Source organism: Modestobacter sp. URMC 112, assembly GCF_053502575.1.
This window is the reverse complement of record NZ_CP199957.1, coordinates 1956698-1980639: the sequence shown is the minus strand read 5'-3', so window position 1 is coordinate 1980639 and position 23942 is coordinate 1956698. Positions and strand designations below refer to the sequence as shown.

The following is a 23942-nucleotide window of genomic DNA, read 5'->3' as shown; positions in this document are numbered from 1 at the left end:
CATGACCACCCAGGTGTGGCCCGGTCAGGCCTACCCCCTCGGCGCCACCTACGACGGCACGGGCACCAACTTCGCCGTCTTCAGCGAGGTGGCCGAGAAGATCGAGCTGTGCCTCTTCGACGACGCGGGCAACGAGGAGCGCATCCGGCTCCCCGAGATGGACGCCCACGTCTGGCACGCCTTCCTCCCCGGCATCCAGCCCGGACAGAAGTACGGCTTCCGGGTGCACGGCCCGCACGACCCCGCGCAGGGCCACCGGTGCAACCCGAACAAGCTGCTGCTCGACCCCTACGCCAAGGCCATCGACGGCGAGATCGACTGGGACGAGGCGGTCTTCGGCTACCGCTTCGGGTCCGGCGCGAAGAACGACGACGACTCGGCGGCGCACATGCCGAAGTCCGTCGTCGTCAACCCGTTCTTCGACTGGGGCGTCGACCGCCCGCCGCGCACGCCCTACCACAAGACCGTCATCTACGAGGCCCACGTCAAGGGCCTGACGATGACCCACCCGCGGGTGCCCGAGGAGCTGCGCGGCACCTACGCCGGCATCGCCCACCCCGCCGTCATCGAGTACCTCACCGAACTCGGCATCACCGCGATCGAGCTCATGCCGGTGCACCAGTTCGTGCAGGACGACACGCTGCAGCAGAAGGACCTGCGCAACTACTGGGGCTACAACACGATCGGGTTCTTCGCCCCGCACAACGAGTACGCCAGCAGCACCGAGGGCGGCCAGCAGGTCCAGGAGTTCAAGGGCATGGTGCGCGCCCTGCACGAGGCGGGCATCGAGGTCATCCTCGACGTGGTCTACAACCACACCGCCGAGGGCAACCACATGGGCCCGACGCTGTCCTTCAAGGGCCTGGACAACTCCGCCTACTACCGCCTGGTCGAGGACGACAAGCAGTACTACATGGACACCACCGGGACCGGGAACTCGCTCAACGTCCGGCACCCGCAGTCGCTGCAGCTGATCATGGACTCGCTGCGCTACTGGGTCACCGAGATGCACGTCGACGGCTTCCGATTCGACCTGGCCTCCACCCTGGCCCGCCAGTTCCACGAGGTCGACCGGCTGTCGGCGTTCTTCGACCTGTGCCACCAGGACCCGATCGTCAGCCAGGTGAAGCTGATCGCCGAGCCCTGGGACATCGGTGACGGCGGCTACCAGGTCGGGAACTTCCCCGCCCTGTGGACGGAGTGGAACGGCAAGTACCGCGACACCGTCCGCGACTTCTGGCGGGGCGAGGAGGCGACCATCGGCGAGTTCGCATCGCGGATCACCGGCTCGGCGGACCTCTACCAGCACTCCGGGCGGCGGCCGGTGGCCAGCATCAACTTCGTCACCGCGCACGACGGCTTCACGCTCAACGACCTCGTCTCCTACAACGAGAAGCACAACGAGGCCAACGGCGAGGGCAACAACGACGGCGAGAGCCACAACCGCAGCTGGAACTGCGGCGTCGAGGGCGAGACCGACGACCCGCAGATCCTGGCCCTGCGCGCCCAGCAGCGGCGCAACTTCATCGCCACGCTGATGCTCAGCCAAGGCGTGCCGATGCTGCTGCACGGCGACGAGCTGGGCCGCAGCCAGGGCGGCAACAACAACGGCTACTGCCAGGACTCCCCGCTCACCTGGATCAACTGGGACGACGTCGACGAGGGCCTGCTGGAGTTCACCAAGCTGGTGACCAAGCTGCGCACCGACCACCCGACGTTCCGCCGCCGGCGGTTCTTCCACGGCCGGCCGGTGGCCCGCGAGGAGGGCGACCCGGTGCAGGACATCGCCTGGATGACCCCCGGCGGCGAGCTGATGACCGGCGAGGACTGGGACGCGGGCCACGCCAAGTCGCTGGCCATGTACCTCAACGGGCACGGCATCCGCTCCACCGACGAGCGCGGCGAGGACATCGTCGACGACTGCTTCTACCTGGCGTTCAACGCGTACCACGAGCCGATCGAGTTCACCATGCCCCCGGCCGAGTACGCCGAGGGCTGGACGGTCGTGGTGGACACCGCCGAGCTCGGCCAGGTCGAGCCGGTCGAGGTCAAGTCCGGCGACCGGCTGACCCTGGCCGCCCGGGCCACCGTCGTCCTGCGCGCCACGGCATGACCGGGCCGACTCCTGGGGCCTCCGGCGGCGACCGCCGCCGGGGGGTCCCGGCCGGCACCTACCGGCTGCAGGTCACCGCCGACTTCACCCTGGACGACGCGGCGGCGGTGTCGGGCTACCTGGCCGACCTCGGGGTGACCCACGCCTACTCGTCCCCGCTGCTGCGCTCCGCGGCGGGCAGCACCCACGGCTACGACACCACCGACCACGCGCACATCGACGAGTCGCGCGGCGGGCAGGCCGGCCTCGACCGGTTCGTCGCCGCACTGCACGACGCCGGGCTCGGCCTGGTGCTGGACCTGGTGCCCAACCACATGGGCGTGTCCGACGCGCACGAGTCGGGCTGGTGGTGGGACCTGCTGAAGCACGGCCGGGACAGCGCGCACGCCGACGCCTTCGACGTCGACTGGGACTTCGGCGGCGGCCGGGTCCGGGTGCCGGTGCTCGGCTCGGGCGACGACCTGCCCAAGCTGGAGCTGGTGCAGGTCGACGGCGAGTGGGAGCTGCACTACTACGACAACCGGTTCCCGGTGGCCCCGGGGACGGCGCAGGCAGGGGACGACCCGGTCGCCGTCCACGACCGGCAGCACTACGACCTGGTCGACTGGCGGCGGGCGGACTCGGAGCTGAACTACCGCCGCTTCTTCGCGATCAACACCCTCGCCGGGCTGCGCACCGAGGACCCGGCGGTCTTCGACGCCACGCACGAGCTGGTGGTGCGGCTGGTGGAGTCCGGCGCCGTCGACGCGCTGCGGATCGACCACCCCGACGGCCTGGCCGACCCGAAGGGGTACCTGGACCGGCTGGCCGGGGCCACCGGCGGCCGCTGGACGGTCGTGGAGAAGATCCTCGAACCCGGCGAGCAGCTCCCCGCCAGCTGGGCAGCAGCCGGGACGACGGGGTACGACGCGCTCGCCGAGGTGGACGAGGTGCTGGTCGACCCGGCCGGCGGAGCGGCGCTGACCGCGCTGGACACCGAGCTGGCGGGCAAGCAGGTGGACTACGCGCAGCTGGTGCACGACTGCAAGCGCGAGGTGACCGACGGCATCCTCGGCTCGGAGGTGGCCCGGCTGGCGCGGATCGTCGGCGAGCTGCCGGGGGTCTCCCCCGCCGAGCTGACCGAGGGCCTGGCCGAGCTGCTGGCCAGCTTCCCGGTGTACCGCAGCTACCTCCCCGACGGCCGCGAGCACCTGGACGGGACGGTGCGCGCGGTCCGGGAGCGGCGGCCGGACCTCGCCGACGCGGTCGACGCCCTGCACCCGCTGCTGGGCGCCGCCGGCACGGAGCTGGCGACCCGGTTCGAGCAGACGTCGGGTCCGGTGATGGCCAAGGGCGTCGAGGACAGCGCCTACTACCGGTGGGCCCGGTTCGTGGCGCTCAACGAGGTCGGCGGCGACCCGGCCCGGTTCGGGACGACGGTCGAGGAGTTCCACGCCGCCCAGCAGCTGCGGGCGCAGCGGCTGCCGGAGTCGATGACGACGCTGTCGACGCACGACACCAAGCGCAGCGAGGACGTCCGGGCCCGGCTGGCCGTGCTGGCCGAGCTGCCCACCGAGTGGGCGCAGCTGGTGCGCGGCTGGCTGGACCGGCACCCACTGGCCGACCGGTCGCTGGCGCACCTGGTGTGGCAGAACCTGGTCGGGGCCTGGCCACTGTCCCGGGAGCGGGCGCACGGCTACGTCGAGAAGGCCGCCCGCGAGGCGGGCACCTCGACCACCTGGACCAACCCCGTCCAGGAGTTCGAGGACCAGCTGCACGCGCTGGTCGACGCCGCCTTCGACGACCCGACGACGCACGCCGAGATCGAGCGGTTCGTCGAGCGGATCGCGCCGGCCGGTCGGTCGAACTCGCTGTCCCAGAAGCTGCTGCAGCTGACCATGCCCGGGGTCCCGGACGTGTACCAGGGCACCGAGCTGTGGGACCTCTCGCTGGTCGACCCGGACAACCGGCGTCCGGTCGACTACGGCCTGCGCCGCTCGCTGCTGGCCCGGCTCGACGAGGGCTGGGTGCCGCCGGTGGACGACACCGGCGCCGCGAAGCTGCTGGTCGTCTCCCGGGCGCTGCGGCACCGGCGGGACACCCCGGACGCGTTCAGCGGCTACACCCCGGTGCAGGCCACCGGCACCGCGGCCGAGTCGGTCGTCGCCTTCGACCGCGGCGCCGCGGTGACGGTGGTGACCCGGCGGCCGGTTCACCTGGCCGGGACGGGGTGGGGCGACACCGCCCTGCAGCTGCCCACCGGTGCCTGGCGCGACCTGCTCACCGGCACCCGGGTGGTGTCCGACGCCTCCGGCGCACCGGTGGGCGAGCTGCTCACCCAGTTGCCGGTGGCGCTGCTCGTCCGCTGAAGGACCCCGTCCTCCCCACCCCTCGCAGGCTCGGGGCAGTGCCCTGGACGGGGCCATACGGGCGTCCGGACTCCCGCGGCACGTCACATGTGGTCACGGGCCGGGGACGCTGCGGCGTTCCCGGCCCGGCCTGTCGCGCGCCGTCCTGGGCCGATGCCCGGAGGGGACGCCGCAGAAGAAGCGGAACCGGCGAGTCTCGTTCACAGTGGGTTCGCGCCCGGGCCGTACCGGACGGGCGTGAGGCACCGGACCGCCCAACCCCGTCCGCCGGCAGCCTGACTCCGACACCACCCAGGACGGGGGCGGGGAACCCACCTATCGACGCGCGCACGCGCGTCTCGGGGTGAAGCCGCACCGTGCCCTCTCCGAGGACGCGGCGGCCGGGCACCGATTCGCCCGAACCCGACAGCTAACCCCGCAGGCGGTGATCGGAGGATCACCCATGTCCAAGCTCTCCCTCAGCCATGCCCGCCGCACGGCGCTGCGCGCCGGCACGGTCGCCCTCGGCACCGCCGCCGTCGGGATCGGCGTGCTCGCCGCCCCGGCATCGGCGTCCGAGTACGACTGGACCGCCGTCGCCCAGTGCGAGTCCGGTGGCAACTGGCAGATCAACACCGGCAACGGCTACTACGGCGGGCTGCAGTTCAGCTCCTCGACGTGGACCGGCCACGGCGGCGGCGAGTTCGCCGCCCGGGCGGACCTCGCCAGCCCGGAACAGCAGGTCACCGTCGCCGAGCGGGTCCTGAAGACGCAGGGCGTCGGCGCCTGGCCGACCTGCGGCAAGCAGCTGCGCCCCGGCACCACGCCGGCCGCGGCACCGGCGCTGGCACCGGCCCCGGCACCGGCCGCTGCCCCCGCGGCGTCGGGGGGCACCTACACGGTGGTCGCCGGCGACACGCTCGGGAAGATCGCCGCGGCGCACGGCACGACGTGGCAGCAGCTGCACGCGCTCAACAGCGCCACGGTGCCCAACCCGCACGCCATCCAGGTGGGCCAGCAGCTGACGCTGTGAGTCGAAGGACCCCCTCGTCCCCCACCGCGAGCGTGCGAGCGGTGGGGGCGAGGGGGTCCTCCACCTAGAACCGGATCGCGTCGATCACCTTCACCCGCACGGCGAGCAGCGCGGGCAGCAGGCCGGCCAGCGCGCCGACCCCCGCCGCAGCGACCAGCCCCTCGACGGCGGCCTGCACCGGAAAGCCGGGCTCGTCGGCGATCGGGATGCCGCCGTTCAGCCAGTCCGCGAGCGGCAGGTTGCGGACCACCACCACGGCCAGGGCCACCGCGGCCAGTCCGGCGAGCACCGTGGCGACCACGCTCTCCAGCATGATGGCGCTGAAGACCCGCGCGGACGTGGCGCCGAAGCTGCGCCGGATGCCGATCTCCCGGATCCGCTGGCGGACCGCCATCATCCCGACGTTGAACACCCCGAGCCCGCCCAGCAGCAGCACCACCGCCCCGACTCCACGGACGGCCAGCCGCAGGGTGTCCAGGGCGTCGGCCAGGCCGGGCGAGTCCTGCCGGAAGGCCTGCACCTCCAGCCCGGGCAGCAGCAGCGGCAGGTCGCTCTGCACGGCCGCGATGACCGCGTCGGCCTGGTCCTCGGGCACCCACAGCTCCAGGGACGGCGGCTGGCCGGCGAACGGGTCGGCCGACGACGCCGCGGCGGCGTCCATCCCGGAGCGGTCCACCCGGTACACCGTCGGCTGGGGGTAGCCGTCGCGGATGACGCCCACCACCGTGGCGGTCAGCGGCCGGGGCCCGCCCAGCACGACGGTCCGGGGCTCGGTGAGCTCACCGCCGCCCAGCATGTCCACCATGAACTCGTTGACGACCAGCGCCGGGGACAGCGCCGTCCGGTCGCCCTCGCGCAGCCAGCGGCCGGCCACCGGCTCGATCCGGTGCAGCGGCCCGTAGGACGGCGACACCTCGATCACCTGCAGGCTCTGCGTGCCGCCCGGCAGCCGGAACAGGCCCTCGCCGTACTTGACCGTGGCGTAGGCAGTGACGCCGTAACGGTCCAGCAGGCCCCCGACGGCGGTGTCCCACGCCCCGGCGTCCGGCGGCATGCCGGTCGCCGGGTCGTAGGCGCTGAGCCCGATGGTCGCCGCCCGGCCGGCCCCCCGCTCGGCCTGCTCCTGCTGCACCTGGGCGACGATCAGGCCCAGCGCGGTCACCGACGTCATGGCGAAGACGGCGAGGAACACCCCCACCAGGGACAGCACGACCCGCGCCTTGTGGACCCGGACCTCGCTCCACGCCTCGGCCAGCACCCCGAGGACGCCGGTCACGGGACGACCTCCGCCGCGACGGTCTCCAGCGGCGACAGCCGACCGGCCTCCAGCCGCAGCCGCCGGTCGGCGAGCGCGGCCACCCCCAGGTCGTGGGTGATGGTGATCAGCGCCGCGCCCTGGGCGGCGGTGGCCTCGGCGAGCAGCGCCATCACCGACCGGCCGGTCTCCACGTCCAGCGCGCCGGTCGGCTCGTCGGCGAGCACCACCCGTGGACGGCGGACCAGTGCCCGGGCGATCGCCACCCGCTGCTGCTCGCCGCCGGAGAGCCGCTCGGGCACCTGCCCGGCCCGGTCGGCCAGCCCGACCCGGTCGAGCACCTCCAGGGCCGCGCGCCGGCGGGTGAGGAAGTCGCGGCCGCGCGCGTACAGCAGCGGCGCGGCCACGTTCTCCGCGGCGGTGCGCCGGGGCAGCAGGTTGAACTGCTGGAAGACGAAGCCGAAGCACTCCCCGCGCAGCCGGGCCCGGCGGCGGCCGCGGAGCCGGTCGGTGGGCTGCCCGTCGAGCAGGTACTCCCCCGACGTCGGGTCGTCGAGCAGGCCGAGCACGTTGAGCAGCGTCGACTTGCCCGAGCCGGACCGGCCGACGATCGACACGTGCTCCCCGGCCCCGACGGTCAGGTCGATGTCGGTGAGGATCGGCAGCAGGCCGCCGTCGGGCAGCCGGACCTCGCGCCCCACCCCGGTGAGCTGGAGCTGGCTCCCGACCGGGTTCATCCGCCGAACCCGCCGTAGACCATGCCGCCCATGTCCCCCATGCCGCCGGGGACCGGGGTGTCGTCGGTGACCGGCACGAACTCCAGCACGGTCTGCCCCTCGGTGACCCCACCGGTGACCTCGATGACGATCCCGTCGGTGAGCCCCAGGGTCACCGGGGTCTCGGTGGGGGTGCCGTCGTCGCCGACGACCCACACGTTGCCGGCCTGCACCGACCCCTGGACGGCGGTGATCGGCAGGATGAGGACGTCGGTGGCCGTCCCGGCCTGGACGGCGACGCCGGCCGCCATCCCGGCGAACACCGGGGTGCCCGAGGGCACGGCGCAGCGGGCCGTGGTCCCGGTGCCGGGGGTGCCGCCGGCGGCCGGGTCGCCGGCCGGGTCGGCGGGCGTGGCCGCCGGCGCGGCGCCCAGGACGAGTCCGGTGCAGCTGAACGGCGCCGGGCCGCCCTGGACGGTCACGTCGGCGGTGGCCGGCGGCCGCAGCAGCCGGAACTGGTCGGCCTGGCTCAGCGGCGCGGTGACCGACAAGGTGCCCGGGGAGATCGAGCCGACCGCGTCACCGACGGCGACCACCTGGTCCACCAGGGCGTCGAAGGTGGTCAGCGTGCCGGCGCTGGGCGCGTTGACGGTCACCGTCTTGACCAGCGGCTCCCGCGGGGTGACCACCGGGTTGCCCTCGGCGTCGGTGCTGGTGACCGGCTCCCGCTCGGTCGTGACGGTCACCTGCAGCAGGCCCTGGCCGGCGGTCACGGCGGCGCCGGGGGCGACGAGCAGCTTCTTCACCGTGCCCGCCGCGGTCACCTTGACCGGCACCGGGGCGTCGGCGACGACGGTCCCGGTCACCGACACGGTGTTCTGCACCGTGCCGCGGACGACCGGCACGTGCGGGCTCTCCAGCTGCACCGCCGCCGGCTGGGCGACGTCGCCGCCGGGGTCCACGGCCCCGCTGCTGCCGCCGCGGAAGGCCAGGACCACGAGCGCGAGGGCGATGACGCTCCACACCACCAGGCGGAGGACCGGGAGGACGACACCACGGAAGGTCTGCACGGCTGCTCATCTCGCTGGTGGGGCGGGCAGGCGAGGACGTTATCGGCAGGATCGGCGCCGGCGGGTCCACCTGCGGGCTGATCTGCGGGGTGTCCCGTCGTCCCCCGGGCTGACCGCGATGGTGGGGCACCGCACGGTTGGCCCCGCCCTCGGCGGGCATGATCGGCCCGGCTCCGCCGGAGCCGCACCGTCGTGATCCGATCAGGAGTCCCCATGGCAGCCCCGTCGCCCACGCCCGTCGAGTTCTCCGTCTGGGCGCCGCTGCCCGAGCGGGTGCGGCTGACCGTCGACGGCGCCGTCCACGACATGCAGCGGGACGACGCCGGCTGGTGGCGGGCCACCGTCGAGGCCGGCCCGGAGGCGGACTACGGCTTCCTGCTCGACGACACCGAGCCGGCGCGGCCCGACCCGCGCTCCCGCCGCCAGCCCGAGGGGGTGCACGGGCTGTCCCGCCGGTACGACCCCTCGTCCTACGCGTGGCAGGACGCGGCGTGGACCGGCCGGCCGCTCGCCGGGGGCGTCGTGTACGAGATGCACGTCGGCACGTTCACCCCGGAGGGCACGTTCGACGCGGCCATCGGCCGGCTCGGCCACCTGGTCGAGCTGGGGGTCGGCTTCGTCGAGCTGCTGCCGGTCAACGGGTTCAACGGCACGCACAACTGGGGCTACGACGGCGTGGCCTGGTACGCCGTCCAGGAGACCTACGGTGGGCCCGAGGGCTACCAGCGGTTCGTCGACGCCTGCCACCGGCACGGCCTGGGCGTGATCCAGGACGTCGTCTACAACCACCTCGGGCCGTCGGGGAACTACCTGCCGGAGTTCTTCCCGGTGTTCGCCGAGGGCGGCGCCAACAGCTGGGGCAACTCGATCAACCTGTCCGGCCCGGACTCCGACGAGGTGCGCCGGTACATCCTGGACAACGTCCTGATGTGGCTGCGGGACATGCACGTCGACGGGCTCCGGCTCGACGCCGTGCACGCCCTGGTCGACGAGCGGGCCACCCACGTCCTGGAGGAGATGGCGGCGGAGGTGCAGCGGCTGTCGGTCGCCGAGGGCCGGCCGCTGACGCTGATCGCCGAGAGCGACCTCAACGACCCGCGCATGGTCACCCCGCGGGTGGCCGGCGGTACGGGCCTGGACGCGCAGTGGAGCGACGACTTCCACCACGCGCTGCACACCCAGCTGACCGGTGAGGGGCAGGGCTACTACGCCGACTTCGACGCCGCCGGCCTCGGGGGGCTGGCCAAGACCCTGACCGGCGCGTTCTTCCACGCCGGCGACTGGTCCAGCTTCCGCCGCCGGCACCACGGCCGGCCGGTGGACACCGCCGCCCTGCCGGGCTGGAAGTTCCTGGCCTACCTGCAGGACCACGACCAGATCGGCAACCGGGCCATCGGCGACCGGATCTCCGCGACCCTCACCCCCGGCATGCTCGCCGTCGGCGCCACGCTGGTGCTCACCAGCCCGTTCACCCCGATGCTCTTCATGGGCGAGGAGTGGGGCGCGGTCACGCCGTGGCAGTTCTTCACCAGCCACCCCGAGCCCGAGCTGGGCAAGGCCACCGCGGAGGGGCGGATCGGCGAGTTCGCCGCGCACGGCTGGGACGCCGCGGTGGTCCCCGACCCGCAGGACCCGGAGACCTTCACCCGGTCCAAGCTCGACTGGTCCGAGCTCGACCGGGCGCCGCACGCGGACCTGTTCGCGGTGCACAAGGCGCTGATCGCGCTGCGCAAGGCGCACCCGGACCTGGTCGACCCGGACCTGTCCGCCGTCGAGGTGCAGTGGGACGACGCCGACCGCTGGCTGGTGGTGCACCGGGGGGCGCTGCGGGTGGTGGCGAACCTGTCCGCCGAGCCGCGCGAGATCGACCTCGACGTGCCGGCGACCGGGGTGCTCTTCGCCAGCGCGGACCTGCCCACCCTGCAGGACGACACGGTGACGGTGCCGGCGGAGAGCGCCGCCGTCCTGACCACCCGCTGAGCGTGCGGCGCCTGCTGCCGCCGGCCGAGCCGGTCGACGGGACAGCGCTCGTCGACGACGCCATGCTGGCCGAGGCCTACCGGCTGCCCGCCGGGCGGCACCTGCGGGTCAACTTCGTGGCCGCGCTGGACGGCGCGATCAGCGTCGAGGGGCGCAGCGGCGGGCTGGGCTCCGAGGGCGACCGGCGGGTGTTCCGGGTGCTGCGGGCGCTGGCCGACGCCGTCCTGGTGGGGCACGGGACCGCCGCCGCGGAGGGCTACCGGCCGGTGCTGCCCGACTCCCCCGTCGGCCGGCTGCGGACGGCGCTGGGCCGCGAGCCCACCGCGCCGGTCGTCGTCGTGTCCCGGCGGGCCTCGCTGTCCCCGGACGCGCAACTGGTCACCGACGCGGTCTCCCCCACCGTGCTGGTCACCTGCGCGGCCGCGGACGCCCGCCGGCGGGCGGCGCTGACCGCCGCCGGCGCCGTGGTGCTGGTGTGCGGGGACGACGACGTGGACCTGCCCGCCGCGGTGGACGCGCTGGCCGACCGGGGGCTGGCCCAGCTGGTCTGCGAGGGCGGGCCGGCCCTGTTCTCCGCGGCGCTGGCCGCCGGCGTGGTCGACGAGCTCGACCTGTCCGTCGCCCCGCTGCTCGTGGGCGGCGGGCCGGGACTGCTGCCCGGGGCCCTGGCCGGTCCCCGCCGCGCCGAACTGCGCCAGGTCCTGGAGGAGGACGGCTACCTGTTCACCCGCTACGCACTGGGGTCCTGACCCCGCCGGTCAGGGACGGCCGCCGACGCCGGCGTCCCGCGCCCGGGCCACCGCCGCGGCGCGGCTGGCGACGCCCAGCTTGAGCAGCACGTTGGACACGTGGTTCTGCACCGTCTTCAGGCTGATGCCCAGGCGCAGCGCGATGGCCTCGTTCGACGCGCCGCGGGACATCCGCTCCAGGACCGCCTGCTCCCGCTCGGTGAGCTGCGGGAAGGCCGGGCGCCGGGCGCCGGCCAGACCGGTCAGCAGCGCACCGCTGACCGCCGGGTCGAGGATGGCCTGGTCGGCGTGGACGGCGGTGATGGCCCGCAGGATGTCGTCCGGGGGCGCGTCCTTGACGACGTACCCGCGCGCCCCGGCCCGCAGGACGTCGCCGACCAGCGAGGCGTCGGCGTGCATCGTCAGCACGAGCACGCGCACCCCCGGCAGCTCGCGCACGATCCGCTCCGTCGCCGGCACGCCTCCCCCACCGGGCATGTCGAGGTCCATCACCACGACGTCGGGGGTCAGCGCGAGGGCCGTGGCGACGACCGCCTCGGTGTCCGCGGCCTCGCCCACGACGTCGATTCCCGGGACGGCGTCGAGGAGCCGTCGCATGCCCAGCCGGAAGACGGCGTGGTCGTCGGCGACCACGACCCGGATCGCGGCGGCGGCGTCGTCCACGGGACCTCCAGGGGGAACGTGGCGTGCACGTGGGTGCCCCCGCCCGGCGCCGGGGCGAGGGTGCAGCTGCCACCGAGCTCGACGGCGCGCCGGCGCATGGAGCCGATGCCGACACCGGCGACGTAGGGGCGGGCCAGGCCGCGCCCGTCGTCGGTGACGGCGACCTCGAGGACCGGTCCGTCCTGCTGGATGCGCACCGTCAGCGCGGTCGCGTCCGCGTGCCGGAGGGTGTTGGTGACCGCCTCGAGCACCAGGGCGTAGGCCGCCTCCTGCACCGCCGCGGGCAGCGGCCCGACACCCCGGACGACCAGCTCGGACGACGGCACACCGGGCAGCGCGGCGAGCCGGTCCAGGTGGTCGCGGACCGCCTCGACCAGTCCGAGCTCGAGCAGGGCCGCCGGCTGCAGCCGGTCGACGATCCTGCGCACCTCCCCCGAGGCGCTGCGCAGCTGGGCGGCCACCTCCTCGAGCAGCCCGGCCAGGTCCTCGCCGGGAGCGCTGCGGCGCAGGCCGTCCACCGTCAGGCCGGTCCCGACGAGCAGCGGTCCCAGGCGGTCGTGCAGCTCCCGGCGCAGCCGCTCCCGTTCGGCCTCGGCCGCCCGGTGTGCCCGGTCCGCGGCCGCCCGGAGCTCGGCCCGGAGCCGGACGGCGTGCGCCGCGGCCGCCACCTGGTGCGCGATCTCGTCCAGCAGCACGGTGTCCGCCCGGCCGAACGGCACCCCGGGCTGCCGCAGGCCGACCAGCAGCGTGCCGAGCAGCTCGGACTGGTGGACCAGGGGGAACTCGGCGGTGTCGGCACCCGCTGGGCCCACCCGGGCCACCTCCCGGGTCTCGCCGTCCCGCAGCAGCCGCAGGGCGACCGTCCGGGTGCGGAGCAGCCGGGGCACCACGTCGGTCACCGCCGCGGCCAGCTGGGTCTCGTCGGTCGCGTCGCGCATCCGGTCCCGCAGCAGTCCGAGCGCGGCGAGCGGCTCGTCCCGGCGACCGAACAGCAGGCCGGTGGTGGCCCGCTGGATCCGGCGCCGGGCCGGCTCGGCCACCGCGGCGACGACCACCGAGGCCGTCAGCGCCGCCCGCTCGGAGGCGGTCGCGCCCAGCGCGGCGGCGACCCCGACGTAGGTGAGGAAGACCAGCCCGGTCACGCCGGCGAATACCACCGTGCGGCGGATCACCACGTCGACGTCGTACAGGCGGTAGCGCAGGACGGCGCCGGCGACGGCGCCGACGAGCAGGAGCGGGACGGCGAGGTAGGCGGCCTGCTCGGCGTGGTAGGGCAGCAGGTCCGCGACGGTGTAGAGCAGCAGCACGAGCAGCCCGGCCAGCAGCAGGTACTTCAGCTGCTGGCGGGCCACGCCCTCCGCCCGCCGCCAACGGACCGCCAGCGCGGCGAGGCCCGCCAGGCCGGCGGCCGTCCACACCGCGCCGGTCACCGGGGCCGCCGTCCCGCCGGCGGCGGCCGCGGCCGCGGCCAGGGCGGTCGCTCCCCAGCCGAGCCAGACGGCCGGGCGCCAGCGCGGCGTGGGCGGCCGGCCGTCGGGGAACAGCACGAAGAGGACGGTGCTGAGCGGGATGACGGCGAAGGCCCACAGCACGTCGGAGCTGATCCGGTCGACGGACCCGACGGCCGGCCACCCGGCGGTGCGACCCACCGCCGCGTAGCCCCCGCCGGCGATCCCCAGGACCATCGCCGTGCCGCCGCCGAACAGCAGCAGCCCGATCCGGCGCCCGTCCCGCAGGCGGGCCAGCGGGGCGCCGACGCCGACCAGCACCAGCGCGACGGTGACGTTGCCGACGATCGCCCAGCTCATCGTCCGTGCCGCACCGTCGGCCGCGACGAGCAGGGCGACGCCCAGCACCGTCGCGGCCCCGGCACAGACGGCGGCGATCCGCACGGGGTCAGGGTGCGGTCGCCGGGACCGGGCTGTCCAGCGTCGCCCGGTCGCGCCCGGTGCTGACCAGCAGCGCCGCCAGCACCGAGCCCACGGCGAGCGCCCCGAACGGCAGCCACGCGGCAGGGGCGAGCAGGACGACCAGCGCGCCCTGCCACCGCGGCAGCCCGCGGTCGCGGAGCATGGCCACGCCGGCCAGGACGATCCCCGGCATGATCAGGTAGCCCAGCCACTCGACCGCCATGAAGCCGGGCGGCAGGTCGCCCCGGCCGGCCAGGCCGTACGCCACCGCGCCGGCCGTGACGACGAGGTACTGAGCGGGCCCGCCGACGAGGTCGAGCCACGCCCCCACCCGGCCCAGCCGCCCCTGCTCGTGACGCCGGCGCGCCCAGAGGGCGAGCACCGCCAGCGGCAGGAGGGCCCAGTACCACTGGACGGTGAGCCGGCCGAGCCACTGCGGCCACTCCTGGTGGCCGGGCTGGTGCACGTGCGCGACGAGGGCCTCGTGCACGGGGATCAGGGCGCCGCCGACGACCAGCAGCGCGGCGACCACGGTGACGGGCAGGCGGGCGAGGGCGTTCCAGATGGCTGTCATGGACGCAGCCTCACCGGGCGGTTTCCCGGGCGGACAGGGAGGAGCACCCCGACCGGCCGGGAGGTGCGCCGGGAGGCCGCCGGGACCGCGCGGCTGCTTGACTGCGGCCATGGACCTGCCCGTGCTGCCGCCGGTGAAGCCGATGCTGGCCAAGCCCGCCACCAAGCTGCCCACCGGCGACGACCTGTACTACGAGCCCAAGTGGGACGGCTTCCGCTGCATAGTGTTCCGCGACGGGGACGAGGTGGAGCTGGGCAGCCGCAACGAGCGACCGCTCACCCGCTACTTCCCCGACGTGGTCGAGGCGGCCCGCGCCCAGCTGCCCGAGCGCTGCGTGGTCGACGGCGAGATCGTCGTCCCCCGCGGGGACCGGCTGCACTTCGAGTCGCTGCTGCAGCGGATCCACCCCGCCGCGTCCCGGGTGGACAAGCTGGCCGCGGAGACCCCGGCGTCCTTCGTCGCCTTCGACCTGCTGGCCCTCGGCGACGAGTCGCTGCTGGAGACGCCCTTCGGGGAGCGGCAGGCCCGGCTGCGCACGGCGCTGGCCGGCGCGCAGGCGCCGGTGTACGTCAGCGGGCTCACCCAGGACGTCGCCGTCGCCCAGCGCTGGTTCGCCGAGTTCGAGGGCGCCGGCCTGGACGGCGTCATCGCCAAGGCCGCCGACCTCCCCTACGCCCCCGACCAGCGGCTGATGACCAAGGTCAAGCACGTGCGGACGGCGGACTGCGTGGTGGCCGGCTTCCGCTGGCACAAGAGCGGGCCGGTGGTCGGCTCGCTGCTGCTGGGCCTCTACGACGACGCCGGAACGCTGCAGCACATCGGGGTGGCGGCCTCGTTCAGCATGGCGCGCCGGGAGGAGCTGGTGGCCGAGCTCGACCCCTACCGGGCCGACGCGCTGAGCGGCCACCCGTGGCAGGACTGGGCCAACGCGCAGGTCGAGACGGACGGCGAGCACCGGATGCCGGGCGCGGTCAGCCGCTGGAACGCCGGCAAGGACCTGTCCTGGGTGCCGCTGCGGCCCGAGCTGGTGGTGGAGATCAAGTACGACCAGCTGGAGGGCAGCCGGTTGCGGCACACCGGGCACTTCCTGCGCTGGCGGCCCGACCGGGAGGCCCGGTCGTGCACCTACGACCAGCTGGAGGTCCCGGTCCGCTACGACCTCGCCGAGGTCCTCGGCGGCTGACCGTTTCGACGGACTGGGGCCCGCCCCGCTCCGGCCGCCCGTTACCCTCGGTGACCATGACCGTCACCCGTCGCCTGCTGGCTGCCGTGGGGCTCGTCCCGGCCACCGTGCTCGCGCTGGCGGGCTGCACGTCGTCCCCGGACGACGACGCCCAGCCGGCCGCGAGCTCCACCAGCGCCGCGCCGCCGACCCCGCGGGCCGACGAGATCGACTGGACCGACTGCGACAGCCAGATCCAGCAGATCGTCGAGGGCCGGCCGGGCGCCGACCGGGACCTCGCGTTCTCCTGCGGCACGACGACGGTGCCGGTGGACCACGCGGACCCCGAGGGCCCGACGCTGCAGCTGTTCCTGGTGCGGGCGGTGTTCGCCGGGCAGGTCGACCGGATCGGCTCGCTGCTGGTCAACCCGGGCGGCCCGGGCATCTCGGCGACCGACGCGGCGATCCAGTCGGCGCTGACCATGCCCGAGGACGTGCTGCGGCGCTTCGACGTCGTCGGGCTGGACCCGCGCGGGGTGGGCCTGTCCACCCCGGTCGAGTGCATCAGCGACGAGCAGAAGGACGCCATCGCCGCCGCGGAGCCGCGGCCGACCAGCGCCGAGCAGCTGGACGCCGCCTTCGCGCTGGCCGAGGAGGTGTCCGCGGCCTGCGCCGAGGAGTACGACACCACGCTGGGCGCCTTCAGCACGGTGGCCGCGGCGCGGGACATGGACCTGGTCCGGCAGGGGCTCGGGGACGAGCAGCTGACCTACCTGGGCTACTCCTACGGCACCACGCTGGGCTCGACCTACGCCGAGCTGTTCCCCGACCGGGTGCGCGCGCTGGCGCTGGACGCGGCGGTCGACCCGGACGCGGACGCCCGCGCCGACGCGGAGGCGCGCGCGCAGGGCTTCGAGAGCGCCTTCGACGCGTTCGCCGCGAACTGCACCGGGCTGGCCGCGGGCTGCCCGCTGGGCGGGGACCCGCGGGGCTACCTGAACGACCTGCTCGGCCGCGCCGCCACCTCCCCGATCCCCAGCTCCCGGCCCGGCGAGACCCGGCAGGCGACCGCGGGGCACCTGCTGACCGGGGTGCAGGCGGCGATGTACCAGCCCAACAGGTGGCCGCAGCTGGCCCAGTCCCTGGCGTCGGCCGCCAACGGCGACTCGGCCGGCATCCTCACGCTGGCCGACACCTTCAGCGGCCGGAACGAGGACGGCACCTACAGCAACGTGATCGACGCCAACGTGACGATCAGCTGCGCGGACACCGAGGAGGAGTTCGCCGACGCGGAGGTGCGGACGCTGGTCGCGGACTGGAGCGCCCGCTACCCGCTGTTCGGCGCCGGCGCCGCCAGCGGTCTCTACACCTGCTCGGTGTGGGAGGCCCCCCGCACGCCGCTGCCGGAGCGGGACGCCGAGGGCAGCGCGCCGATCCTCGTCGTCGGGACGCAGGGCGACCCGGTGACGCCGCTGCAGGGCGCGGTGGACATGGCCGAGGACCTCACCAGCGGGGTGCTCCTGACCTGGCAGGGCAGCGGGCACACCGCCTACCCCAAGACCGACTGCGTGACCGCGGCCGTGAACGCGTACCTGATCGACCTGGCCGTGCCTGCCGACGGGACGACCTGCCCCGCCTGATCGGCAGGGCGGACGCCACTAGGGTCGGCGGATGGGCGACCTCGGGGCCTCGATCGACGAGGTGGCAGCGGCGACCGGCTTCTCCGGCGTGGTCCGCGTGGACCGCGGTGGCCGGGTCGCGTTCGCCCGGGCGTACGGGTCGGCGCACCGGGGCCGGCGCATCCCGAACACGGTCGACACCCGGTTCGGCATCGCCAGCGGCACCAAGGGGCTTACCGCCCTGACCGTGGCGAGCCTGATCGAGGAGGGCCTGCTCGCCCCGTCCACCACAGCGCGCTCGGTGCTCGGCGAGGACCTGCCGATGGTCGACGACGGGGTGACGGTCGAGCACCTGCTGGCCCACCGCTCGGGGATCGGTGACTTCTTCGACGAGGACGCCGTCGAGTCGGACACGGACTACGTGCTGCCCGTGCCCGTGCACCGGCTGACGACCACCGAGGACTACCTGGCCGTGCTGGACGGGTACCCGCAGGTCTCCGCTCCCGGTGAGCGGTTCGCGTACAACAACGGCGGCTACGTCGTCCTGGCGCTGATCGCGGAGCGCGTCGGGGGCGAGCCGTTCGCCGACCTGGTGCGGACGCGCGTGTGCGGGCCGGCCGGCATGCGCGACACCGCGTTCCTGCGCTCGGACGAGCCGGCCGACCGCACCGCCCTCGGCTACCTGGCCAACGAGGGCCTCCGCACCAACGTCCTGCACCTGCCGGTCCGCGGCAGCGGGGACGGCGGGATCTACACGACGGCGGCGGACGTCGCCGCCCTGTGGTCGGCCCTGTTCGCCGGCCGGATCGTGCCGGTCGACCGGGTGGCGGAGATGGTGCGCCCGCACAGCGACGTGCCGTCGGAGTCCATGCGCTACGGGCTGGGGTTCTGGCTGCACCCGACCGGCGACGCGGTGCAGCTGGAAGGGAGCGATGCAGGGGTCTCGTTCCGGACGGTCCACGACCAGGCGGCCGGCGTGACTCACACCGTGCTGTCCAACACGACGGACGGCGCCTGGCCGGTGGCGCGGCGCCTGCGCGAACTGCTCACACCCTGAAGGGTGCTGCCCACCGGGCACCGCAGCGGGCACACTGCCTACCCCACGACCGGCCGCGCGAGCGGCGCGACCGGTCGACCGCCGGAGGAACGGAGCCGCATGGCCAGCAGCAAGGACGCCGTGGTCCTGCAGGTGGACGGGCACGAGGTCCGGGTCAGCAGCCCGGAGAAGCCGTACTTCGCCGACCGGGGCATCCGCAAGATCGACGTCGTCGAGTACTTCGTCGCCGTCGGCGAGGGCATCCTCTTCGCGCTGCGGGACCGGCCGACGACGCTGGAGCGCTGGCCGGGCGGGGTGTTCGAAGGGGCGCGGCTGTCCACCCGGGTGGACAACACCGGCGACGCGTTCTACCAGAAGCGGGTCCCGAAGAACGCCCCCGACTGGGTGCCGACCGCGCACATCACCTTCCCCAGCGGGCGGACCGCCGACGAGATCGCGCCGGACTCCGTGGCCGTCGTCGCCTGGTGCGCGAACCTGGGGACGCTGACGTTCCACCCGTGGCCGGTGTCGAAGGGGGACGTCGAACAGCCCGACCAGATCCGGATCGACCTGGACCCGCAGCCGGGCACCGACTTCTCCGACGCCGTGTGGGTGGCCCCGCACGTCCGGGAGCTGCTGCACGAGTTCGGCATGGAGGGCTGGCCCAAGACCTCCGGCGGGCGCGGGGTGCACGTCTACGTGCCCATACAACCGCGCTGGACCTTCCCGGAGGTGCGGCGGGCGGTGATCGCCTTCGGGCGGGAGCTGGAACGCCGCATCCCGGACCGGGTCACGATGAACTGGTGGAAGGAGGAGCGCGGCGAGAAGATCTTCATCGACTACAACCAGATGGCCCGGGACCGCACGATCGCCAGCGCCTACTCCATCCGGCCGAAGCCGCACGCGCCGGTGTCGGCGCCGCTGACCTGGGACGAGCTGCCCGACGTCTCGCCGTTCGACTTCGACGTGCTCACCATGCCGGCGCGGTTCCGCGAGGTCGGTGACCGGCACGCCGGGCTGGCCGACCACGCCTTCGGCATCGAGCCGCTGCTCGAGCTGGCCGACCGGCAGGAGCGGGACCTCGGGCTGGGCGAGATGCCCTATCCCCCGGACTACCCGAAGATGCCGGGCGAGCCGATGCGAGTCCAGCCGAGCCGGGCCAAGCGTCCCACCAGCGCGGACGGATGATCTGGCGCTCGACGCCAGGGAAGCACAGGCCTCGTTCGACAGACAACTCACGTCCTGCAGGGCACCTGCAGTCTTCCTCCGGTTGCTCCTGCGGGCGGCTGGGCCGCTCCCGAGGCACCGCGGAAGATCGGGCTCTACAGCAGAGCGTCCAACACTAGCCCGCTGACTGACCGACCGCGCCTAAAGGGCGGATTCTCCAGTAGGCCGGACGTACACGATCGCCGAGCGGTTGCCCGACCCGGCGCAGACCTGCCGGACCCGCGGACCGCGCCCCTGCCCTGGCGTGGCCGCGCCCCTGGGGAACATGCGGGGCGCGAACTGACAGAAACATCACACAACGGGCTTCCGCCTGCGCGTGATCTGAGGCACCCTGTTCGGCACACCCCCCGCGCCTCGATCCCTTCGGCGCACATCCGTTTTCGTCAACATCTGTAGACGATCCGAGAGGCAGCCATGACGACCCTCCAGCAGCTCCAGCGGACGCATCCCCTGGACCCGATCGTGTCCCAGGAGATCGAGGAGGTCCGGCGGATCACCGCCGAGGCCGGCCTCGTGGCCGACAGCACCCGCTTCGTCTACGTCGGCCTCGAGGAGCCGGCGAAGGACGCCGTCCTGCGGTACGAGCCGGGCCGGCCGGTGGACCGGCACTTCCGGGTGCTCCTGCTCGACCTGGCGTCCCAGGTGTCCCGGGACGTCGTCGTCGACGTCACCGCCGGCAAGGTGGTCTCGGCGGTCGAGCTGGACACCGCCACCTCCGGCCAGCTGCCGGTGCTGGACGAGGAGTTCGAGCTGGTCGAGCAGCTGCTGTCCACCGACGAGCGCTGGCTGGCCGCGCTCGCCGCCCGGGACCTCGACGTCGCCCAGGTGCGCGTCGCCCCGCTGTCGGCCGGCAGCTTCGCGGAGTACCCCGACGAGGCGGGCCGTCGCGTGCTGCGCGGCCTGGCCTTCCTGCAGGAGAACCCGCACGACTCCGCGTGGGCCCACCCGATCGACGGCCTCGTCGGGTACGTGGACACGATCAACAAGGTCGTCGACCGGGTGATCGACACCGGCGTCGTGCCGGTGCCCACCGGCTCGGGCAACTACGACGACCCCGCGGTCAGCGGCCCGGCCCGCACCACGCAGAAGCCGATCGAGATCACCCAGCCGCAGGGCTCCAGCGTCACCCTCGAGGGCAACCTGCTCACCTGGGAGAAGTGGTCGCTGCGGGTCGGCTTCGACACCCGCGAGGGGCTCGTGCTGCACCAGATCGGCTTCGACGAAGGCGCCGGCGTCCGCCCGATCGTCCACCGCGCCTCGATCGCCGAGATGGTCGTCCCCTACGCCGACCCCAACCCGGTGCGCTCCTGGCAGAACTACTTCGACACCGGCGAGTACCTGGTCGGCCGGTACGCCAACGCCCTCGAGCTCGGCTGCGACTGCCTCGGCGACATCACCTACCTGGACGCCGTCATCGCCGACGAGCGCGGCAACCCGCGCACGCTGCCCAACGCGGTCTGCATCCACGAGGAGGACTACGGGATCCTGTGGAAGCACACCGACCTGTGGAGTGGCTCCTCCCAGACCCGCCGGCAACGGCGGCTGGTCGTCTCCTTCTTCACGACGGTCGGCAACTACGACTACGGCTTCTACTGGTACCTCTACCTCGACGGCACCATCGAGTTCGAGGCCAAGGCCACCGGCGTCGTCTTCACCTCCGCCCACTCCGGTGACGACTACGCCTACGCGTCCCACATCGCCCCCGGTCTCGGCGCGCCGTTCCACCAGCACCTCTTCAGCGCCCGGCTCGACATGACCGTCGACGGTCCGGCGAACCGGGTGGAGGAGGTCGACGTCGTCCGGGTCGCGATGGGCCCGGGCAACGAGCGCGGCAACGCGTTCACGGTCGCGCACACCCCGCTGGCCACCGAGGCGGCCGGGCAGCGGAACGCCGACCCGGCGAAGAACCGGGTGTGGCACGTCGTGAACCCGGAGCGGCGGAACCGCGTCGGTCAGCCGGTGGGGTACGCCCTGGTCCCGGAGGGGCTGCCCACGCTGCTGTCCGACCCGGCGTCCTCCATCGCCAGCCGCGCGGCGTTCGCCACGAAGCACCTCTGGGTCACCCGGTACGACGCGGCCGAGCGCTACGCGGCCGGCGACTTCGTCAACCAGCACAGCGGGGGCTCCGGGCTGCCCGAATACGTCGCGGCCGACCGGGACATCGACGGCCAGGACATCGTGCTCTGGCACACCTTCGGGCTCACCCACGTGCCCCGGCCCGAGGACTGGCCGATCATGCCGGTGGACTACACCGGCTTCAAGCTCAAGCCCGTCGGCTTCTTCGACCAGAACCCCACCCTGGACGTGCCCGCCTCCACGTCGGCGCACTGCGCCGGCTCGACCCGCACCGATGGGCACCACCTCGGGACGGCGGCCTCCGGTGAGTGAGCGCCTGGCCCCGTCTGCGACCACGGGACCATCGGCCCCGAGCAGTGGGGATGCCCCGGACGAGCGGTTGTCCTCTGGCCGGCTCGGCGTCCTGGGCATCGTCTTCTTCGTCGTCGCGGCTGCCGCGCCTCTCGTCGGGATGACCGGCGGCGTCCCGGTCGCCATCGCAGCCGGCAACGGGGCGGGCGTCCCCGGGGCCTACGTCGCCGTTGGCATCGTGCTGCTGCTCTTCAGCTCCGCCTACTCGGCGATGAGCCGGGTGGTCACCAACACCGGCGCCTTCTTCGCCTACGTCGGCCGGGGTCTCGGCCTCGCGCCGGGCGTCGGCTCGGCACTGACGTCGGTGCTCGCCTATCTGGCGATCCAGCTCGCGATCTACGGGTTCTTCGGGGGTCTGCTCGCCGGTCAGCTCAACGCGACCTTCGGGATCGCCGCACCGTGGTGGCTCTGGACGCTCATCGCCTGGGCGCTCGTCCTGGGGCTCTCGGTGCTCCGAGTCGACGTCGGCGCCAAGGTCCTCGGCCTGCTGATGGTGCTCGAGCTGCTCAGCCTGGCCGTGGTCGCCATCGCCGTCATGGCCGACGGTGGCGGACCGGACGGCGCCAGCCTGGCCGCGTCCTTCTCCCCGGCCAGCGTCTTCGCCGGCGGCCTGGCCGGCTCGGCCGGCATCGCCCTGGCCTTCGCGTTCGCCTCGTTCATCGGGTTCGAGGCCACCGCGATCTACGGCGAGGAGAGCAAGGACCCCGAGCGCACCGTCCCACGGGCCACCTACGTCGCCGTCGGCCTGATCACGGCGATATTCGCCGCTGCCTCGTGGGCTGTCGTGAGTGGACTGGGCACGGACGGGGTCGTGGAGCAGGTCCTCGAGATCTCCTCGGTCGACGGCGTCCCGCTCGCCGACCCGGCCGCCGTGCTGTTCGCCGTGGCCACCACGTACGTCGGCAGCTGGCTGGCAACCGTGATGAGCTGGCTCGTCGTGTCCAGCCTCTTCGCCGGCCTGCTGGCCTTCCAGAACTGCACCGCCCGCTACTTCTTCTCGCTGGGCCGTGCCGGAGTCCTGCCCCATGCCCTGCAGCACACCAACCGCCAAGGAGCACCGGCTCTCGGCTCGGTCGTCACCAGCGCGATCACCGGCGCGGTGATCCTCCTGTTCGCCGTCGCCGGTCTGGACCCGGTGCTCAACCTCTTCTACTGGACCTCTGCCATGGCGGTGATCGCTGTGGTGCTGGTCGAGATCCTGGTCTGCGTCGCCGTGCTCGTGCACTTCAGGAGGACGCGCGGAGGCCCCCGGTGGTCGACGCTGGCCGCGCCGATCCTGGCCGGGCTCGGTCTGCTGACCGGCCTGTACCTGCTCGTGAGCCGCTTCGGCCTGCTGGCCGGCACGGTGCCGGAGGGGGTGGACCCCACCGTGACGGCGTGGGTCCTCAGCGCGACCGGCTGGACGCTGGTCCTCCTGCCGTTCGTCGTCTTCCTCGTCGGGCTGGCCTGGGGCACCGCGCTCTCCCGGCAGGGGCACCGCCGCGACACGCTGCGCTCGATCGTGGGCTGACGGGATGACGACGCACCTGGCCGTCTGTGGCATGGGTGCCGCCCTGGCCATGGCCGGGCACTTCCCCAGCCACCCCCGCTTCTGGGTCCCGCACGCCGTCGGGCTGGCCGCGATGCTCCTGGCCTGCCTGCCGGTCGCGGCCCCGGCGGGCCTGCCGGTCGCCCTGGTGACGCTGGCGGTGGTGTTCGGCTGGCAACTGCGCGCCCTCCCCTCGACCCAGGACCGGTGGGCCGGCGGCTCGGACACCGTCGCGATGGCCGCGCTGATCGCGTTGACCTCGGCTGCCGTCCCGTCCGGCTCATCTACGACCGGCGGGACGGCGCACGCCCACGCCCACGCGGCCGTGCAGGCGGCCGGGATCGGCACGGGGCTCAGCCTCGCACTGACCGTGCTGGCCTGCTGGCTGCTGGTCCGGGTGTGCACCTGGCCGTCGGTGGCCGACCGGGCCGAGGGCGGGCACGGCGGCGACGGGCGACGTCGCGCCGGCCTGGTGCGGTCCGGCGGCGGTCTGATGATGCTGGCCGGGATGGCGACGATGGTCGCCTGACACCCGCACACCCCGAGGAGCCCC

At 74.0% G+C, this 23942-nt stretch carries 18 protein-coding genes and 1 riboswitch; of the genes, 12 read left to right on the top strand and 6 right to left on the bottom strand.

The features are described from left to right. Position 1 precedes the first annotated feature (1 nt). The 3 genes from glgX (at position 2) to ACWIX6_RS09270 (ending at position 5473) form a co-directional block, all read left to right on the top strand. Positions 2 to 2113 carry a glycogen debranching protein GlgX gene (gene glgX / locus ACWIX6_RS09280; RefSeq protein ID WP_448616555.1) on the top strand — a complete coding sequence of 704 codons (2112 nt, stop codon included), beginning with the start codon at positions 2 to 4 and terminating at the stop codon, positions 2111 to 2113. Then, positions 2110 to 4461 carry a malto-oligosyltrehalose synthase gene (gene treY / locus ACWIX6_RS09275; RefSeq protein ID WP_448616554.1) on the top strand — a complete coding sequence of 784 codons (2352 nt, stop codon included), beginning with the start codon at positions 2110 to 2112 and terminating at the stop codon, positions 4459 to 4461. Before glgX ends, treY begins: the two co-directional genes overlap by 4 nt. Before the next feature lie 275 nt (positions 4462 to 4736). Beyond that, a riboswitch (cyclic di-AMP (ydaO/yuaA leader) is annotated at positions 4737 to 4900 on the top strand. A 3-nt stretch (positions 4901 to 4903) separates the two neighbouring features. Next, positions 4904 to 5473, top strand: a complete 570-nt coding sequence (locus tag ACWIX6_RS09270; RefSeq protein ID WP_448616553.1) for a LysM peptidoglycan-binding domain-containing protein — start codon at positions 4904 to 4906, stop codon at positions 5471 to 5473. Between the two features lie 64 nt (positions 5474 to 5537). Here ACWIX6_RS09270 and ACWIX6_RS09265 read toward each other — a convergent pair whose 3' ends face one another. Genes ACWIX6_RS09265 through ACWIX6_RS09255 form a run of 3 tightly spaced genes read right to left on the bottom strand, consistent with a single transcriptional unit; the run spans position 5538 to position 8514 of the window. Next, positions 5538 to 6749, bottom strand: a complete 1212-nt coding sequence (locus ACWIX6_RS09265) for an ABC transporter permease (RefSeq protein WP_448616552.1) — start codon at positions 6747 to 6749, stop codon at positions 5538 to 5540. Next, entirely contained in the window at positions 6746 to 7465 is a 720-nt protein-coding gene (locus ACWIX6_RS09260) for an ABC transporter ATP-binding protein (protein WP_448616551.1), read from the bottom strand. Before ACWIX6_RS09260 ends, ACWIX6_RS09265 begins: the two co-directional genes overlap by 4 nt. Next, positions 7462 to 8514: a hypothetical protein gene (locus ACWIX6_RS09255; RefSeq protein WP_448616550.1), complete on the bottom strand. Its 1053-nt coding sequence runs from the start codon at positions 8512 to 8514 to the stop codon at positions 7462 to 7464. The genes ACWIX6_RS09260 and ACWIX6_RS09255 overlap by 4 nt, the downstream gene beginning before the upstream one ends. A 213-nt stretch (positions 8515 to 8727) precedes the next feature. On the opposite strand from ACWIX6_RS09255, the gene treZ reads away from it, so the two are divergent. Beyond that, entirely contained in the window at positions 8728 to 10494 is a 1767-nt protein-coding gene (gene treZ / locus ACWIX6_RS09250) for a malto-oligosyltrehalose trehalohydrolase (protein WP_448616549.1), read from the top strand. 2 nt (positions 10495 to 10496) lie between these two features. Next, positions 10497 to 11243, top strand: a complete 747-nt coding sequence (locus ACWIX6_RS09245) for a dihydrofolate reductase family protein (protein WP_448616548.1) — start codon at positions 10497 to 10499, stop codon at positions 11241 to 11243. 9 nt (positions 11244 to 11252) lie between these two features. Here the strand turns inward: ACWIX6_RS09245 and ACWIX6_RS09240 are convergent, their stop codons facing one another. The 3 genes from ACWIX6_RS09240 to ACWIX6_RS09230 are packed head-to-tail and all read right to left on the bottom strand — an operon-like array spanning position 11253 to position 14390. Next, positions 11253 to 11840: a response regulator gene (locus tag ACWIX6_RS09240; protein WP_448616989.1), complete on the bottom strand. Its 588-nt coding sequence runs from the start codon at positions 11838 to 11840 to the stop codon at positions 11253 to 11255. Then, positions 11750 to 13798: a sensor histidine kinase gene (locus tag ACWIX6_RS09235; RefSeq protein WP_448616547.1), complete on the bottom strand. Its 2049-nt coding sequence runs from the start codon at positions 13796 to 13798 to the stop codon at positions 11750 to 11752. The genes ACWIX6_RS09240 and ACWIX6_RS09235 overlap by 91 nt, the downstream gene beginning before the upstream one ends. 4 nt (positions 13799 to 13802) lie before the next feature. Continuing rightward, positions 13803 to 14390: a hypothetical protein gene (locus tag ACWIX6_RS09230; RefSeq protein ID WP_448616546.1), complete on the bottom strand. Its 588-nt coding sequence runs from the start codon at positions 14388 to 14390 to the stop codon at positions 13803 to 13805. A 109-nt stretch (positions 14391 to 14499) separates the two neighbouring features. Here ACWIX6_RS09230 and ACWIX6_RS09225 point away from each other — a divergent pair, with 109 nt between their 5' ends. The 7 genes from ACWIX6_RS09225 to ACWIX6_RS09195 all read left to right on the top strand — a co-directional run bounded on the left by ACWIX6_RS09225 (position 14500) and on the right by ACWIX6_RS09195 (position 23918). After that, positions 14500 to 15573: an ATP-dependent DNA ligase gene (locus ACWIX6_RS09225; RefSeq protein ID WP_448616545.1), complete on the top strand. Its 1074-nt coding sequence runs from the start codon at positions 14500 to 14502 to the stop codon at positions 15571 to 15573. A 56-nt stretch (positions 15574 to 15629) separates the two neighbouring features. Next, entirely contained in the window at positions 15630 to 17192 is a 1563-nt protein-coding gene (locus ACWIX6_RS09220; protein WP_448616544.1) for an alpha/beta hydrolase, read from the top strand. Between the two features lie 31 nt (positions 17193 to 17223). Continuing rightward, positions 17224 to 18228 carry a serine hydrolase domain-containing protein gene (locus tag ACWIX6_RS09215; protein ID WP_448616543.1) on the top strand — a complete coding sequence of 335 codons (1005 nt, stop codon included), beginning with the start codon at positions 17224 to 17226 and terminating at the stop codon, positions 18226 to 18228. Positions 18229 to 18327: 99 nt separating this feature from the next. Continuing rightward, on the top strand, positions 18328 to 19395 hold the full coding sequence (locus ACWIX6_RS09210; protein ID WP_448616542.1) for a DNA polymerase domain-containing protein: 1068 nt from the start codon (positions 18328 to 18330) through the stop codon (positions 19393 to 19395). Positions 19396 to 19848: 453 nt separating this feature from the next. Next, the gene (locus tag ACWIX6_RS09205) at positions 19849 to 21822 is read left to right on the top strand and encodes a primary-amine oxidase (protein ID WP_448616541.1); all 1974 of its coding nucleotides are present in this window, start codon (positions 19849 to 19851) and stop codon (positions 21820 to 21822) included. 67 nt (positions 21823 to 21889) lie between these two features. Then, positions 21890 to 23371, top strand: coding sequence for an APC family permease (locus ACWIX6_RS09200; RefSeq protein ID WP_448616540.1), 1482 nt, complete (start codon positions 21890 to 21892; stop codon positions 23369 to 23371). Between the two features lie 4 nt (positions 23372 to 23375). Next, the gene (locus tag ACWIX6_RS09195; RefSeq protein WP_448616539.1) at positions 23376 to 23918 is read left to right on the top strand and encodes a hypothetical protein; all 543 of its coding nucleotides are present in this window, start codon (positions 23376 to 23378) and stop codon (positions 23916 to 23918) included. Positions 23919 to 23942: the final 24 nt, after the last annotated feature.